This is a genomic window from Streptomyces lushanensis, assembly GCF_001700515.1.
Taxonomy (GTDB): Bacteria; Actinomycetota; Actinomycetes; order Streptomycetales; family Streptomycetaceae; genus Streptomyces; species Streptomyces lushanensis.
This window is the reverse complement of the sequence record NZ_MAUD01000258.1, coordinates 33,647-49,709: the sequence shown is the minus strand read 5'-3', so window position 1 is coordinate 49,709 and position 16,063 is coordinate 33,647. Positions and strand designations below refer to the sequence as shown.

The window sequence follows — 16,063 nt, the reverse complement described above, 5'->3', positions numbered from 1 at the left end:
CGTCCGCCCCTCAGCCGTACCCCGGGCAGGCCGTGTCGTCGGTGGCGTCCCCTGCCGTCCCCTGCCGTCCCCTGCCGTCCTGGGGGGTCAGCCGCGCTGACGGGAAGGGTGCCAGCCTGCCGGGCCCGTACCGGCGGTATTCCTCCGGCGCGTCCGCAGGCCGGCCGTGAACGCCCGCAGGCGCTCCGAGACGGCCCAGACCACTCGTACGGACGAGCGCGGCGCCAGCAGTGCCCGCAGCCGGGTCCAGCGGCTCACCGGAGCACGCAGGCCCGCGTGGATCAGCCGGGCGTCCTCGGCGAGTCCTGTGCCGGGCCGCGGCGACGGCGCGTACAGCACCTGCTCCACCGAATCGGCGACACGGTGCACCGCCTCGGCCGCCGGGCCCTCCAGCTTGCCCAGCCGCACCAGCCGGGCCGCCGTCTTGCGCGGTGTCCGGGACTCGTCCGGCGGGATGCCGTGATCCCAGGCGGTGTCGGTGATTTCCCGCCAGACCGCGAGTGTCCGCGCCACGGCGTCGCTCTCCCCGCGCCCGCGGAGGCCCAGCCGCCGGGACCGTGTCTCGCTCCGCCACAGCAGTGGCAGCAGCGGCACTCCCACGACGAGCAGCACACCCAGACCGACCAGCAGCGCGGTGAGCTGCCACGGCAGTCCCCCGCCGTCGGTCGGCGTGACCGCACTGGGCGCGACGGTGGCGCAGTCGGACGCCGGCGCCGCCGGGTCCTGGCAGCTCCGCGAGGGGGCCGGGGCCACGGGCGGCGCGGCCGAGGCGCTGGCCTCGGGCGCGCTCGGGTCGCTCGCGGTGCCGGTCGGAGTGTCCGGGCGGGTGTAGTCAGGAGCGCTGCCCCGGCTCGGGGTCGGCTCGAAACGGGTCCACCCGACACCTTCGAAGTACAGCTCGGGCCAGGCGTGCGCGTCCCGCAGTCCCACCGACATGCTGCCGTCCGACTGCGGAGAGCCGGGCGTGAAGCCCACCGCCACCCGCGCCGGTATGCCCAGGGTGCGGGCCATGGCGGCCATCGTGAACGAGAAGTGGACGCAGAAGCCCTCCTTGTTCTTCAGGAAGCGCGTGATCGCCGTGGCACCGGTGCCGGAGTCCACCTGGGTGTCGTAGGTGAAGCCGCCGTCCAGCGCGAACCAGTCCTGGAGCCTGACGGCCTTCTCGTAGTTGTTCGCCGCGCCCTCGGTGACATCGAGCGCCGTCTTCCTGACCACGTCCGGCAGGACCGACGGGACCTGGGTGTACTCACGGCGCAGGGACTCCGGCGCCGGAGGCGCGGCGGCGAGCTGCTCGCTGGTCGGATTCACCTGGAGGCTGCCCACCTCGTACCGGGCGCCACGGGTCGACTGCCCGCGGTCGCCCACCAGCGTCCGGCCCTCGGGCTCGAAGCGCCAGCGGCCGTCGATGTCCACCCGGGTCGCGGGATAGGGCATCGGCAGATAGTTCTGCCGGTACCACCCGGCGGTCGTGATGCTGGTCGTGATCTCGGTCGCGCTCACGCCCTGGCTCAGGCCGGGGGGCCCGGGCAGCCGGTCCGGTACGTCCTCGACCCTGCGCTGCGAGAACCTCCAGGACGTCCCGTCGAACTTGTCCAGCGCCATGATCCGCAGATACATGCTCTGGGTGTTCGGCGCGTTCGTCTTGTAGCGCAGCGCCTCGCGGTCCTCGGGCTGGTTCAGATTGTCCTGGAGCGAAACCAGCGGGTTCACCGCGGAGATGGTGCCTCCGCCGCCCAGTCCCGAGCCGTTCCCGCTGCCGGCGCCCGCCAGCAGTCCGCCGTCGAGCGTGGGCAGGGCAGCCGGGACCGCCAGGGCTATGCCCAGTGCCACCACTCCGATCCTGCGCCCGGTACGGACCGGGGCGGGCGCGCGGCCCGCCGCCTCCAGACCGGCCGTGAACCGGCCCTGCGCGCGTGACGCGCCACCGAACACCCGCCCCCACTGCGACAGCCGGTCCCGGCCCTCGGCCAGGAGCAGCAGCAGATAACCGGCCGCCGCGAGCAGGAACCACCATGAGCCGCCGTCACCGCCGGAGAGCCCCGCGGCGACCGAGTAGAGCGCGAGCAGCGGCAGCCCGGCCGGGGCCGCGCTGCGGAACGTCACCGCGAGGGCGTCCACCGCGAGCCCGATCAGCAGCACACCGCCCACCAGCATCAGGCGGATGCCGTCGGTGGCGGGCGCCGGTATGGCATACCGCCCCACATCCTCGCCGCCCACCGTCAGAAGATGCCCGAACTCCTGGAAGACTCCGGGCGTCGGCAGGACACCGAGCAGCGCCCGGTCCCCGGCGAAGACCACCGTGAGCATCAGCAGGGCGACGACGGCCTGGAGCGCCACGGTCAGCGTCCGGGCCAGCGGCACCCGCCGGGCCAGCGCGCCCACCGCGCCCAGCACCGCCACCATGACCGCTGTCTGCAGCAGCCAGGTGGTCGGCCGGACCAGTGGCACCAGGGCGCCCGCCGCCATCAGCGTCGCGGCGAACGAACAGAGCGCCAGCCGTGCACTTCCGCTCATGACCATCCTCCGGTGAAGCCTGGACCGCCCGTGACGGCTGATTCGGAGCGCTGCCGCGCGGCCTGCCGCCACAGCTCGGGCAGCGCGGCGCCCGGAGGCACCGCCAGCGCCGTCCAGCCCGCCTCGCGGAGTCGGCGCAGCCGCTCCTCGACGGGGTTGGCGGGCCCCATGCCCTGCGCCCAGCCGTTGCTGTCGAGTACGAAGGCGACGGCGACACCGCTGCGCTGCCGCATCCGGGCCACCACCGCGGTCTGCTCCTCGTCCAGATCACCGAAGAAGGCCACCAGCAGCCCCTCGCCGCCGCGCAGCACCTCGTACGCGCCGGAGAGCCCATGGGTGTCGGAGTGGTCGACGACCGCGAGGGTGTCCATCAGCAGTCCGGCCGAGTCGGCCGCTCCCTGGGTCGCCCCCGCGTAGCCGTCGGCCCCCTCGCCCGGCACCGAACTGCCCGTGTCCGTCAACAGCCTGACCGCGAAGCCGCGTTCCAGCATATGGACCAGCGCGGAGGCCGCGCCCGACACCGCCCACTCGAAGGCCGAGTCGGGACCCGCGCCGTGGTAGGCGCTCCGTCTGGTGTCCAGCAGCACCGTGCATCTCGCCCGCTGCGGCTGCTCCTCGCGACGCACCATCAGCTCGCCGTACCGCGCGGTGGAGCGCCAGTGCACGCGGCGCAGATCGTCACCGTGGCGGTAGCCGCGCGGAATCACGTCGTCCTCGCCGGCCAGCGCCTGGGAGCGCTGCCGTCCGTCGCCGTACGCCGGTGACTCGCCCGCGAGGCGCACCGGCGGCAGCGGCTCGGTGCGCGGGACGACGGTCAGGGTGTCGAACGCGCTGAACGAGCGCGTCAGTTCGCACATGCCGAAGGGGTCGCTCAGCCGTAGCTGGAGGGGACCGAGCGGATACCGTCCGCGCAGATCGGAACGGACCCGGTAGGACACCTCGCGCCGGCCGCCCGGCTCGACCCGGTCGAGCACGAACCGGGGCCGCGGGCCCAGTACGTACGGCACATGGTCCTGGAGCATCAGGAGTCCGGTGGGCATCCGCGTGACGTTGTCCATCCGCAGATGCACCCGCGCCTCGGAACCGGCGGGCACCCGGGCGGGCGAGAGCCGCCGGCTGCCCGCCACCCGGTAACGCGTGTGGTAGAGGGCCGCCACACAGATCAGTGGCAGCGCGATCAGCAGAAAGCCCACCTGGAGCAGATTCGACTGGCCCAGGACGAAGGCGCAGATGGCCGCGGCGACGCCGGCGGCCAGGAACGACCTTCCGCGCGTGGTCAGTCCGGACAGCGCGGGCCGCAGCCCGCCCTTGTCCTCGCCGTCCACCGCGGCCGGCCCCCCGGACGCCATCACAGCCGCCGTACGCCGGCCTGCCGGCCGTAGAGCGGCCCGGCCGGTCCGCCAGGTCCCCCGGGTCCGGCGGGACCGCCCGGCATCTGGTGGCCCTGGGCACGGCCGCCGTCGGCGGTGGGCACGGGGACGCGCTGGAGGATCTCCAGCACGACCTGCTCGGCGGTACGGCGGTTCAACTGGGCCTGAGCCGTGGGCAGCAGACGGTGCGCGAGCACCGCGACCGCCAGCGCCTGCACGTCGTCCGGCAGTGCGTACTCCCGCCCGCTCAGAGCGGCGGCGGCCTTGGCCGCGCGCAGGAGGTGGAGCGTGGCGCGCGGCGAGGCGCCGAGTCTGAGATCCGCGTGGTTGCGCGTGGCCCCGACCAGCTCCACGGCGTACCGCCGTACGGACTCGGCGACATGGACCTTGCGCACCGCGTCGATCAGCTTCACGATGTCATGCGCGTGGGCCACCGGCTGGAGGTCGTCCAGCGGAGAGATCCCGCCGTGCACGTCCAGCATCTGCAACTCGGCCTCGGGGCTGGGATATCCGATCGACACCCGGGCCATGAAACGGTCGCGCTGCGCCTCGGGCAGCGGATACGTGCCCTCCATCTCCACCGGGTTCTGCGTGGCCACCACCATGAAGGGGCTGGGCAGTTCATAACTCTGCCCGTCGATGGTGACCTGACGCTCCTCCATCGACTCCAGCAGCGCCGACTGGGTCTTGGGCGAGGCGCGGTTGATCTCGTCGCCGATCACGATCTGGGCGAAGATCGCGCCCGGTTTGAACTCGAATTCCCGCCGCTGCTGGTCGTATATGGACACCCCGGTGATGTCCGAGGGCAGCAGGTCGGGAGTGAACTGGATACGCCGCACCGAACAGTCGATGGAGCGCGCGAGCGCTTTGGCCAGCATGGTCTTGCCCACGCCGGGGACATCCTCGATCAGAAGATGTCCCTCGGCGAGGAGCACGGTCAGCGAAAGCCGTACGACCTCAGGCTTGCCCTCGATCACACCCTCCACCGATGTGCGGACACGCTCCGCTGTGGTGGTCAGATCAGTGAGGCTCGCTCGATCGTCATAGGTCGTCACCCGGCCCTCCTCGGCCCTTTTACAACGGGCCGATGCTCATCGGACGGCCCGGCCCACCCCGAAACACGGACACCGTCCCCGGAAGGTTCCGGAACGTTGTCACAGACGCATTCTTGTTGCCGTTACCGCTTCGTGTCACTCGCCTGTGGATAAGTGGGTGGGATATGTCAGCTTTGCCGTCTATCTGGTTGCGGCGGCGCTCACGCGCCGGTTCCGCCGACGCTCACGCCGACGGATCGATCTCCCGCAGCAGACCGGACTTCACGTCGAAGACAAAACCGCGTATGTCGTCGGTGTGCGGCAGGAAGGGTGACGTCCTGATGCGCCGCATCGACTGGCGTACGTCCTGATCGACGTCGCGGAACGCCTCCACGGCCCAGGACGGCCGCTGGCCCACCTCCATCTCCAGTTCGTGCCGGAAGTCCTCGGTGAGGCTCTCCAGGCCGCAGCCGGTGTGGTGGATCAGCGCCACGCTGCGGGTGCCGAGCGCGCGCTGGCTGATGGTGAGGGAGCGGATGACGTCGTCGGTGACCACGCCGCCCGCGTTGCGGATGGTGTGGCAGTCGCCCAGGGAGAGTCCGAGGGCGTCGTGCAGGTCGAGCCTGGCGTCCATGCACGCGACGACGGCGACCCGGAGCACGGGGCGTGCGTCCATCCCGGGGTCGTCGAACCCGGCGGCGTAGCGGAGGTTCGCCTCCACGAGGCGGTCGGTGACCGTTCCTCCGGTGCGTGCCGCACCGGCGGGAGCCGTGGCGGGCTCTGCGGGGAGATGTGCGGAAGTCGACATACCTACGACGGTAATGGTCCGGCGCCGGTAAGGCCCGAGGCGGTACCGGGGCGAGATGGGGACAAAGAGCGTCAACTCGGCGGCGTGTGACCTACCCCACAAGGGTGAGCGGGGTGGATCCGAACAGGTGGATTGCGGCGTTTATGGTCTTGTGGAGAGTGCGCGCGGCGACGCGCTGGCCGTCCGCTTGACCGGAAACCGCGCGTACCGGTGGACTAAAGTGGCGGAAGTCCCGGGCACGTCCCGGACACATTCCGAATTCCCCGCGAGTGCGGCGTACGTGCGGCTCGGCCTCCTCCCGCCCGACGGTCGGCCGACGCCCTTTCCGGCGCCGGCGGACCACCTCCCCTTCTGAGCGGGCGGGGACCGGACGGTACGTATCGCCGCGCCGGACCTGAGAGGGCGCATGAGCGAGCGCAGCGAGCGAGTCACGGAAGGCCGCGCGCCCGCGGAACACCGGCCGGCGGCACCCGGCCGCCCCCGCGAGGAGCGGGTATGAACGAGGTCCGGCATGTCCCGGTGATGCTCCGGCGGTGCCTCGACCTGCTGGCACCCGCGCTCGACGGGCCCGGCGCGGTCGTCGTGGACTGCACCCTCGGCCTCGGCGGCCACAGCGAGGCGCTGCTCGGCGCCTTCCCCGGCGTACGGCTGATCGCGCTCGACCGCGACCAGGAGGCGCTGCGGCTCTCCGGCGAGCGGCTCGCCCCGTACGCGGACCGCGCCACTCTCGTGCACGCCGTCTACGACGAACTGCCCGAGGTGCTCGACAAGCTGGGTGTCTCCCGGGTCCAGGGCGTCCTCTTCGACCTCGGCGTCTCCTCCATGCAGCTCGACGAGGCGGAGCGCGGCTTCGCCTACGCCCAGGACTCCCCGCTCGACATGCGGATGGACCAGACGGCGGGAGTCAGCGCCGCCGAGGTCCTCAACACCTATCCGCCCGGCGAGCTGGTACGGATCCTGCGCGCGTACGGCGAGGAGAAGCAGGCCAAGCGGATCGTCTCGGCGGTCGTCAGGGAACGGGACAAGGAGCCCTTCACCCACAGCGCCCGGCTGGTCGAACTGATCCGGGACGCGCTGCCGCAGGCCGCCAAACGCACCGGTGGCAACCCCGCCAAACGCACCTTCCAGGCCCTGCGCATCGAGGTCAACGGAGAGCTGGCCGTCCTGGAGCGGGCGATCCCGGCGGCCGTGGGAAGCCTCGCCGTCGGCGGCCGGATCGCCGTCCTCTCCTACCACTCGCTGGAGGACCGCCTCGTCAAGCAGGTCTTCGCGGCGGGCGCGGCCACCACCGCGCCGCCCGGACTGCCCGTGGTGCCCGAGCGCTACCAGCCCCGTCTGAGACTGCTCACGCGCGGCGCCGAACTTCCCACGGAGGAAGAGGTCGCCGAGAACCGCCGGGCCGCCCCGGCCCGGCTGCGGGGGGCGCAGCGGATCCGGGAGGACGTCCGGTGAGCGGACCGGCCAAGCAGCTGAAGGGGCGGGCGGCCCGGCTCGCCCAGCTCATGCCCGCCGGGTCCAGCTCGGCGGCCCGCACTCCCTTCGTCCTGCTGGTCGTGCTGCTCCTCGGCGGCGGACTGATCACTCTGCTGCTGCTGAACTCCGCGCTCAACGAGGGCTCGTTCCGGCTGAGCGAACTGAAGAAGCGGACCACCGACCTCACCGACGAACAGCAGGCCCTGCAGAAGGACGTGGACGCCTACTCCGCGCCGTACGCCCTGGAGCGGCGCGCCCGTGAACTGGGCATGGTGCCCGGCGGCAGCCCGGCCTTCCTCAATCCCGACGGTACGGTCCGGGGAGTCGCCGGCGGGAGCGACGCGAAGAGCTCCGCGGAGCCTTCCGCGCAGCTCTCCCAGCCCTTCGTCCAGCCGTCGGCCATGGAACAGGAGGCGCCGACGGCTCCCGTGCCCACGCCCGTCGTCCCCGCCGACCCGGGCGCCCCGGCCACTGCCGTACAACCGGTCCCCGCACCCCCCGTACCGGTCCTGCCCCCGGCCACGGCCCCGGCCGAGGCCGGCCCGTCCCTGCCGGTGCCCCAGGTCTCCCCGTACGCCTCCACGGGTGTACGGCAGGCTCCCGTACCGGCACCGGGCACTCCGGCCCCGACAACCTCCGGCAGGTGACCCAGTGCCCTCCAAGGAACCACCACGCCGCAGGGTGCCCGGTCCCGCGCGCTCGGGCGGTTCCGCCCGCTCCGGCAGCCCGGCGCGCTCGGGCGGCGCCGGCCGGAACCGGCCCGCCGGCCGCCCCCCGGTCCGCAGACCTCGCGCCGGAGCTCCCGCGCCGCAGCGGATCCGGCTGGGCAGCCCCCGCCCCCGGCTGCGCCTGGTCAGCCTCGCCCTGACGCTGGTCATGCTGGTGTTCGTCGTCCGGCTGCTCCAGGTGCAGGCCGTCGACGCGAGCGCGTACGCGGCCAAGGCGGAGAAGAGCCGCTATCTCAGCCACACGATCGACGCGGAGCGCGGCGAGATCACCGACCGCTCCGGGATCGCCCTGGCCACCAGCGTCGACGCGTACGACATCACCGCCGACCCGTACATGTTCACCAGAGAGTTCAGCAAGATCTCCGACGCGCCCGAGAAGGCGGCGGCGCTGCTCGCCCCGATCCTCGGCGCCGAGACCCGCACCCTGGTCAAGAGGCTCAGGACCCCCAAGTCCCGCTACACCGTCCTGGCCCACCGCCAGACCCCCCAGGTCTGGAACCAGATCAAGGACCTCAAGAGCGTTCTCGCGCAGAAGGCGAGCAAGGAGCAGCAGGAGAGCGAGAAGGCGGCGGCCGAGGACGACGGCGCGACGGGCACCGCGAGCGGCACCGGCGTCAGTGTGCTGGCCGGTGTCTTCCAGGAGACCAGCAGCAAGCGCGTGTACCCCAACGGTGATCTCGCCGCCGGGATACTGGGATACGTCAACGCCGCGGGCCATGGCGCGGGCGGCGTCGAGTCCATGCTCGACAAGGCACTGGCGGGCGAGGACGGAGAGGTCACCTATGCCCAGTCCGGCGGCCGTCGCGTCCCCACCGCCAGCTCCCGGGAGAAGCCCGCGGTGCCCGGCTCCGACATCGAGCTGACCATCGACCGCGACATCCAGTGGGCGGCCCAGCAGGCCATCTCGGAGCAGGTGCGCGCCTCCAAGGCTGACCGCGGCTATGTCATGGTCCAGAACACCAGGACCGGCGAGGTGCTCGCCATGGCCAACGCTCCCGGCTTCGACCCCAACGACCTCTCCCAGGCCGACACCGCCGCCATGGGCAACGCGGCCCTCCAGGACGTCTACGAGCCCGGCTCCACCAGCAAGGTCATGTCCATGGCCGCCGTACTGGAGGAGAAGGCCGCGACCCCCGACACCCATGTCGTCGTCCCCAACCGGCTGCACCGGGGCGACCGGCTCTTCAAGGACGACATCGACCACCCGACCTGGTATCTGACGCTCAACGGCGTCCTCGCCAAGTCCTCCAACATCGGCACCATCCTGGCGACCGGCCAGCTCGGCAGGACCCAGCCCGAGGCCAACAAGGTCCTCCACGCCTATCTGACCAAGTTCGGCATCGGCCGGCCCTCCGGACTGAACTATCCGGGCGAGACCCAGGGCATCCTCGCCAAGCCCGAGGACTGGTCCACCTCGCAGCAGTACACGATCCCCTTCGGCCAGGGCCTCTCGCTCAACGCCATGCAGGCCGCCTCGGTGTACTCGACCATCGCCAACGGCGGTGTACGGATCGAACCGACGCTCATCCGCGGGACGACAGGACCCGACGGACGCTTCACACCGGCGCCCGCGCCCAGGAAGACCCGGGTGGTCAGCGAGAGGACCGCGAAGACCGTCGCCACCATGCTGGAGTCGGTCGTCGGCAACGAGGAGGGCACGGGCACCAAGGCCCGTATCCCCGGCTACCGCGTCGCCGGCAAGACCGGTACGGCCAACCGGGTCGATCCGGACCTGGGCCGCTACAAGGGCTACACCGCCTCCTTCGCGGGCTTCGCGCCCGCCGACGATCCGCAGATCACGGTCTACTGCGCCATCCAGAACCCGACCAAGGGCAGCTATTTCGGCGGCCAGATCTGCGGACCCATCTACAAGAAGGTCATGGAGTTCGCACTCAAGACCCTGCAGGTCGAACCGACCGGCAGTAAACCCGCCAGTCTGCCGGTGACCTTCAAACCCGGCGAGTGACCCCAGGGAAAGCGCCAGTGACAACGATCACCCCCGATTCGGGGAACCACCCGGAACGCGCCGCGCAGGAGCCCCCCTCACTTGGCCCGCGGCCCGCGGAGCCCGGTACGCTCACCGCCGTGCCACAAGCTGATCAGTACCGAACCACCCCGAAGGACGCCCCTGTGAACCAGCCGGGGACGCCCCGCCCGGAACGGGTCCGCCCGACCTCCCTCGCGGAGCTGGCGGCCCGGCTGGGAGCCGAGGCACCGGGCCCGGGGGAGGTACCGGAACCGGCGGCAGGACGGACGGCGGGCCCCGCGGGGGGAGAGCGGCCCGGGAGGCCCGCGGCCCGCGGCGAGGCGACCGGCATCACCCATGACTCCCGGGCGGTACGCCCCGGGGACGTCTACGCCGCCCTGCCCGGTGCCCGCTTCCACGGCGCCGACTTCGCCGCCCAGGCCGCCGACCTCGGCGCCTCCGTCATCCTCACCGATCCGGCGGGCGCCGAGCGGGCCGGGGCCACCGGACTGCCCGTGCTGGTCGTCCCCGACCCCCGGGGCAGCATGGGCGAGCTCGCCGCCGAGATCTACGGCCATCCGGGCCCCGACCTGCTCCAGATCGGTATCACCGGCACCTCGGGCAAGACCACCACGGCGTATCTGGTCGAGGGCGGACTGCGCGGCGCGGGCCACCGTACGGGCCTGATCGGCACCGTCGAGATGCGGATCGGCGACGAGCGCATCAAGTCGGAGCGGACCACTCCGGAGGCCACCGACCTCCAGGCGCTCTTCGCCGTCATGCGGGAGCGCGGAGTCGACTCCGTCGCCATGGAGGTCTCCAGCCATGCCCTGGTGCTCGGCCGGGTCGACGGCTGTGTCTTCGATGTCGCCGTCTTCAACAACCTCAGCCCGGAGCACATGGAGTTCCACTCCGGGATGGAGGACTACTTCCAGGCGAAGGCCCGGCTGTTCACACCCGAGCGCAGCAGGGCCGGTGTCGTGAACTTCGACGACTCCTACGGCCGCAGGCTCGCGGTCGAGGCCACCGTCCCGGTCACCACCTTCTCCGCCGAGGGCCATCCGGACGCCGACTGGCGGGCCGAGGACGTCGAGGTCGGCTCGCACGGCTCCACCTTCACCGCCGTCGGCCCCCAGGGCGAGCGCGTCCGGGCCGAGGCGCCGCTGCCCGGCCCGTTCAATGTCGCCAACACCCTGGCCGCGGTCGTCACCCTGGCCGTCGCCGGGATCGATCCGCACACCGCCGCCGACGGCATCGCCGCGGTGCCCGGAGTGCCGGGCCGGCTGGAGCGGGTGGACGCGGGCCAGCCCTATCTCGCCGTCGTCGACTACGCCCACAAGACGGACGCCGTCGAATCGGTCCTGCGCTCCCTGCGCAAGGTCACCAAGGGCAGGGTGCACATCGTCCTCGGCTGCGGCGGCGACCGCGACGAGACCAAACGCGGGCCCATGGGCGCCGCGGCCGCACGGCTCGCCGACACCGCCGTACTGACCTCGGACAACCCGCGCTCCGAGGATCCGCTCGCGATCCTCGCCGCGATGCTGGCCGGCGCCGCCGAGGTGCCGGTCCATGAGCGCGGCGATGTCCTGGTCGACGCCGACCGCGCCTCCGCGATCGCCGCGGTGGTCTCCCGCGCGCACGCCGACGACACCGTACTGGTCGCGGGCAAGGGCCATGAGCAGGGCCAGGACATCGCCGGAGTGGTACGCGCCTTCGACGACCGCCAGGTCCTGCGCGAGGCCATCGAGCGCTCGCTGCGGCACGAACAGGGGCACGGGACGGGACACGAGCCCGGCCCCGCGCACCGCGCCGCCGAGCCATGTCATGAGCAGCGTCACGAGCACCGCCACGAGAACAACAGTCAGGGATGACCCAGTGATCGCCCTCACCCTCGCCGAGATCGCCGCCATCGTCGGCGGGCAGCCGCACGACATACCGGATCAGTCCGTCAGTGTCACCGGATCCGTCGTCTACGACTCCCGCGCGGTGGAGCCCGGCAGCCTCTTCGCCGCCTTCGCGGGCGAGCGCGTCGACGGTCACGACTACGCGGAGCGCGCCGTCGCCGCGGGCGCGGTGGCCGTCCTGGCCACCCGCCCCGTCGGTGTGCCCGCGTTGGTCGTCGACGATGTCGTCCAGGCCCTCGGAGCCCTCGCCCGCGCCGTCGTCGAACGCCTCGGCGCCACCGCCGTCGCCCTCACCGGCTCCGCCGGCAAGACCAGCACCAAGGACCTGATCGCACAGCTCCTGAGCCGCCTCGGACCGACCGTCTGGCCCGAGGGCAATCTGAACAACGAGATCGGGCTCCCGGTGACGGCTCTGCGGGCCGTCGAGGACACCCGCTATCTCGTGCTCGAGATGGGTGCCCGGTACGTCGGCGACATCCGCTATCTCACCGGACTCGTGCCGCCCAGGATCGGCCTCGTGCTGAACGTCGGCACCGCCCACATCGGCGAGTTCGGCAGCCGTGAGCGGATCGCCGAGGCCAAGGGCGAGATGGTGGAGTCCCTGCCGTCCGCGGCCGACGGCGGAGTGGCCGTGCTCAACGCCGACGATCCGCTCGTACGTGCCATGACCTCGCGCACCAAGGCCCGCGTCCTGCTGTTCGGAGAGGCGGGCGAAGCAGACGTACGGGCAGAGAACGTCCGTCTCACCGGGACCGGGCAGCCCTCTTTCCTGCTTCGAACACCCTCCGGGTGCAGGGACGTGACACTGCGGCTGTACGGTGAGCACCACGTGTCGAACGCGCTCGCCGCGGCCGCCGTCGCCCATGAGTTGGGCATGTCCGTCGACGAGATCGCCGTGGCGCTCTCCGAGGCGGGAACCCTCTCCCGCTGGCGTATGGAGGTCACCGAGCGCGCGGACGGCGTGACGATCGTCAACGACGCCTACAACGCGAATCCCGAATCCATGAGAGCGGCGCTCCGCGCGCTGGTCGCCATGGGCGGTGCCTCACGGGCCGCCGGGGGCCGTACGTGGGCGGTGCTCGGCCCGATGGCCGAGCTGGGGGACGACTCGCTCGCCGAGCACGACGCGGTCGGACGGCTCGCCGTCCGGCTCAACGTCAGCAAGCTCGTGGCAGTCGGGGGCAGGGAAGCGTCCTGGCTGCAATTGGGCGCTTACAACGAGGGTTCGTGGGGTGAGGAGTCGGTGCACGTGTCCGACGCGCGGGCGGCGGTCGACCTGTTGCGCAGTGAGCTGCGTCCGGGAGACGTCGTGCTGGTGAAGGCTTCCAGGTCGGCCGGTCTTGAACGGGTCGCCCTGGCACTGCTCGAAAGCGCCAGCGAGGGCGAGGTCGCCGGCCGATGAGGCAGATCCTCTTCGCGGGAGCCATCGGGCTCTTCCTGACCCTGATCGGCACACCGCTGCTGATCAAGCTCCTGGCCCGCAAGGGATACGGGCAGTTCATCCGGGACGACGGCCCGCGTACGCATGGCAGCAAGAAGGGCACGCCCACCATGGGCGGTATCTCCTTCATCATCGCCACACTGATCGCCTACGCCCTGGCGAAGGTGATCACCGGCGAGGATCCGACCTTCTCGGGTGTGCTGGTCCTCTTCCTGATGGCCGGCATGGGACTCGTCGGGTTCCTGGACGACTACATCAAGATCGTGAAACAGCGTTCGCTGGGCCTGCGGGCCAAGGCGAAGATGGCGGGCCAGCTCATCGTCGGCATCGCCTTCGCGGTGCTGTCGCTCCAGTTCGCCGACTACCGCGGCAACACCCCGGCCTCCACCCGGCTGTCGTTCATCATGGACTTCGGCTGGTCGATCGGCCCGGTGCTGTTCGTGGTCTGGGCGCTCTTCATGATTCTCGCGATGTCCAACGGCGTGAATCTCACCGACGGTCTGGACGGTCTGGCCACCGGCGCCTCGGTGATGGTCTTCGGCGCGTACACCTTCATCGGGCTCTGGCAGTTCCAGGAGTCCTGTGCCAACGCGCTGACCCTGACCAATCCCAACGCGTGTTTCGAGGTAAGAGATCCACTCGACCTCGCGGTCGTCGCCTCGGCCCTGATGGGCTCCTGCTTCGGCTTCCTGTGGTGGAACACCTCGCCCGCCAAGATCTTCATGGGGGACACCGGCTCGCTCGCGCTCGGCGGCGCGCTCGCCGGTCTCGCGATCTGCTCCCGCACGGAGTTCCTGATCGCGCTCCTCGGCGGTCTGTTCGTGATGATCACGATGTCCGTGGTCATCCAGGTCGGTTCCTTCAAGATGACCGGCAAGCGGGTCTTCCGGATGGCACCGCTCCAGCACCACTTCGAACTCAAGGGGTGGTCCGAGGTCCTTGTGGTGGTCCGGTTCTGGATCATCCAGGGCATGTGTGTGATCGTGGGTCTGGGGCTCTTCTACGCGGGCTGGGCGGCCGAGAAGTGAACTGGCACGGCAAGCGGGTCACCGTCGCGGGTCTCGGGATCTCCGGGGTCCCGGCGGCCCGGGTCCTGCGCGCTCTCGGCGCCGAGGTCACCGTCGTCAACGACGGGGACGACGAGCCCGCCCGTGCCCAGGCGGCCGAGCTGGAGAAGCTCGGGATCACGGTGCGCCTCGGGGACGGGGCGACCCTGCCCGAGGCCACCGAGCTGGTCGTCACCGCGCCCGGCTGGCGGCCGGACAAGCCTCTCTTCACGGCCGCCGCCGCGGCCGGTGTGGAGATCTGGGGCGATGTGGAGCTGGCCTGGCGGCTGCGCGGCCCGGACGCGGCACCCTGGCTCGCGGTCACCGGCACCAACGGCAAGACCACGACCGTCAGGATGCTCGCCTCGATCCTGACGGCGGCGGGGCTTCGTACGGCCGCCGTCGGCAATATCGGGGTCTCGCTGCTGGAGGCCGTCACGGGCGAGGAGACCTACGACGTCCTCGCCGTCGAGCTGTCCAGCTATCAGCTCCACTGGGCGCCGAGTCCGCGCGCCCACTCCGCCGCCGTGCTCAATCTCGCGCCCGACCATCTCGACTGGCACGGCTCGATGGAGGCGTACGCCACCGACAAGGGCCGTGTGTACGAGGGCAACACCGTCGCCTGCGTCTACAACGCGGCCGACCCGGCCACCGAGGAACTGGTGCGGGCGGCCGACGTCGAGGAGGGCTGCCGGGCGATCGGCTTCACCCTCGGCACTCCCGGACCCTCCCAACTCGGCGTCGTGGACGGCATCCTGGTCGACCGCGCCTTCGTGGAGAACCGCCGGGAGCGGGCCCAGGAGCTGGCCCAGGTCTCCGACATCCGGCCACCGGCACCGCACAACATCGCCAACGCGCTCGCCGCGGCGGCCCTGGCCCGCGCCTTCGGTGTCGGGCCGGCCGCCGTCCGCGACGGACTGCGTTCCTTCCGTCCCGATCCGCACCGCATCGAACTGGTCGCGGAAGTCGCCGCAATCACCTACGTCGACGATTCCAAGGCCACCAACACCCATGCCGCCGAAGCCTCTCTGGCGGCGTACGACCCGATCGTCTGGATCGCGGGCGGTCTCGCCAAGGGCGCGACCTTCGACGAGCTCGTCATGGCGTCGGCCCGGCGGCTGCGCGGGGTCGTCCTGATCGGCGCCGACCGCGCGCTGATCGGGGAAGCCCTCGCGCGACACGCCCCCGAAGTCCCGGTCGTGGACCTCGACCGGACCGACACTGGGGCGATGTCGGCGGCGGTCCGCGAAGCGGCACGGCTCGCACAGCCGGGGGACACGGTACTGATGGCCCCGGCCTGCGCCTCGATGGACATGTTCGCCAACTACAACAAGCGAGGCGAGGCGTTCGCGGACGCGGTACACGCACTCGCCGCCGAGCACGCCTGACCGGCCCGGCCCTTGTGCCGGGCCGTCCCGGGGCCGCGACACCCGTGGTGACCCCGCGGGCCCCGGATCCCCGGCAGCCGCGCCAGGCACGACTGGAGGGGACAGCGACGATGCCGGCCGACGACACCGCGGACCGAAGGCCCGTCCGGCGGATCTTCAGGGACCCGCGAAGCCGGGAGGGCACGGGCCCCGGCGGCGGACCGTATCCCGCAGAAGGTCCGGGCCCGTCCGGCCACGGGAGGCACGGGGACGGCGGCTTCGGGGACGGTGTCCCGTCCCGTGATTCCCGCCACCGCACCTCCAGGGCCGAACCGCCACGGCCGTCGGGCCGGCCCCCGGGGCCGCGTCCCGCGCTCCACCGCTGGGGTCTGACGGGCGGGCCCGCGCTCGC

At 71.8% G+C, this 16,063-nt stretch carries 11 protein-coding genes; 7 read left to right on the top strand and 4 right to left on the bottom strand.

Annotated features, from left to right (window positions below; genetic code table 11):
- Nucleotides 1-87: 87 nt before the first annotated feature.
- The 4 genes from BFF77_RS21130 to BFF77_RS21115 all read right to left on the bottom strand — a co-directional run bounded on the left by BFF77_RS21130 (nucleotide 88) and on the right by BFF77_RS21115 (nucleotide 5,726).
- Nucleotides 88-2,514: a transglutaminase TgpA family protein gene (locus BFF77_RS21130; RefSeq protein WP_066952277.1), complete on the bottom strand. Its 2,427-nt coding sequence runs from the start codon at nucleotides 2,512-2,514 to the stop codon at nucleotides 88-90.
- Nucleotides 2,511-3,863 (bottom strand): DUF58 domain-containing protein, encoded by a 1,353-nt coding sequence (locus tag BFF77_RS21125; RefSeq protein ID WP_066952275.1) that lies wholly within the window; start codon nucleotides 3,861-3,863, stop codon nucleotides 2,511-2,513. Before BFF77_RS21125 ends, BFF77_RS21130 begins: the two co-directional genes overlap by 4 nt.
- Complete coding sequence (locus BFF77_RS21120; RefSeq protein WP_066952273.1) at nucleotides 3,863-4,939, bottom strand: AAA family ATPase; 1,077 nt, start codon at nucleotides 4,937-4,939, stop codon at nucleotides 3,863-3,865. Before BFF77_RS21120 ends, BFF77_RS21125 begins: the two co-directional genes overlap by 1 nt.
- Before the next feature lie 223 nt (nucleotides 4,940-5,162).
- Nucleotides 5,163-5,726 (bottom strand): beta-class carbonic anhydrase, encoded by a 564-nt coding sequence (locus BFF77_RS21115; RefSeq protein ID WP_066952270.1) that lies wholly within the window; start codon nucleotides 5,724-5,726, stop codon nucleotides 5,163-5,165.
- 495 nt (nucleotides 5,727-6,221) lie between these two features.
- On the opposite strand from BFF77_RS21115, the gene rsmH reads away from it, so the two are divergent.
- From rsmH to murD, 7 genes are all read left to right on the top strand, one after another.
- Nucleotides 6,222-7,178 carry a 16S rRNA (cytosine(1402)-N(4))-methyltransferase RsmH gene (gene rsmH, locus BFF77_RS21110; protein WP_066952268.1) on the top strand — a complete coding sequence of 319 codons (957 nt, stop codon included), beginning with the start codon at nucleotides 6,222-6,224 and terminating at the stop codon, nucleotides 7,176-7,178.
- Nucleotides 7,175-7,846, top strand: a complete 672-nt coding sequence (gene ftsL / locus BFF77_RS37010) for a cell division protein FtsL (protein ID WP_079125355.1) — start codon at nucleotides 7,175-7,177, stop codon at nucleotides 7,844-7,846. The genes rsmH and ftsL overlap by 4 nt, the downstream gene beginning before the upstream one ends.
- Nucleotides 7,847-7,850: 4 nt before the next feature.
- Nucleotides 7,851-9,893, top strand: a complete 2,043-nt coding sequence (locus BFF77_RS21100; protein WP_066952266.1) for a peptidoglycan D,D-transpeptidase FtsI family protein — start codon at nucleotides 7,851-7,853, stop codon at nucleotides 9,891-9,893.
- A gap of 164 nt (nucleotides 9,894-10,057) precedes the next feature.
- Entirely contained in the window at nucleotides 10,058-11,764 is a 1,707-nt protein-coding gene (locus tag BFF77_RS21095) for a UDP-N-acetylmuramoyl-L-alanyl-D-glutamate--2,6-diaminopimelate ligase (RefSeq protein WP_425424408.1), read from the top strand.
- A gap of 4 nt (nucleotides 11,765-11,768) precedes the next feature.
- Nucleotides 11,769-13,199 (top strand): UDP-N-acetylmuramoyl-tripeptide--D-alanyl-D-alanine ligase, encoded by a 1,431-nt coding sequence (locus tag BFF77_RS21090; protein ID WP_066952264.1) that lies wholly within the window; start codon nucleotides 11,769-11,771, stop codon nucleotides 13,197-13,199.
- Nucleotides 13,196-14,266, top strand: coding sequence for a phospho-N-acetylmuramoyl-pentapeptide-transferase (gene mraY / locus BFF77_RS21085; RefSeq protein WP_066952262.1), 1,071 nt, complete (start codon nucleotides 13,196-13,198; stop codon nucleotides 14,264-14,266). Before BFF77_RS21090 ends, mraY begins: the two co-directional genes overlap by 4 nt.
- Nucleotides 14,263-15,672, top strand: coding sequence for a UDP-N-acetylmuramoyl-L-alanine--D-glutamate ligase (gene murD, locus BFF77_RS21080; RefSeq protein ID WP_425424407.1), 1,410 nt, complete (start codon nucleotides 14,263-14,265; stop codon nucleotides 15,670-15,672). The genes mraY and murD overlap by 4 nt, the downstream gene beginning before the upstream one ends.
- Nucleotides 15,673-16,063 lie beyond the last annotated feature (391 nt).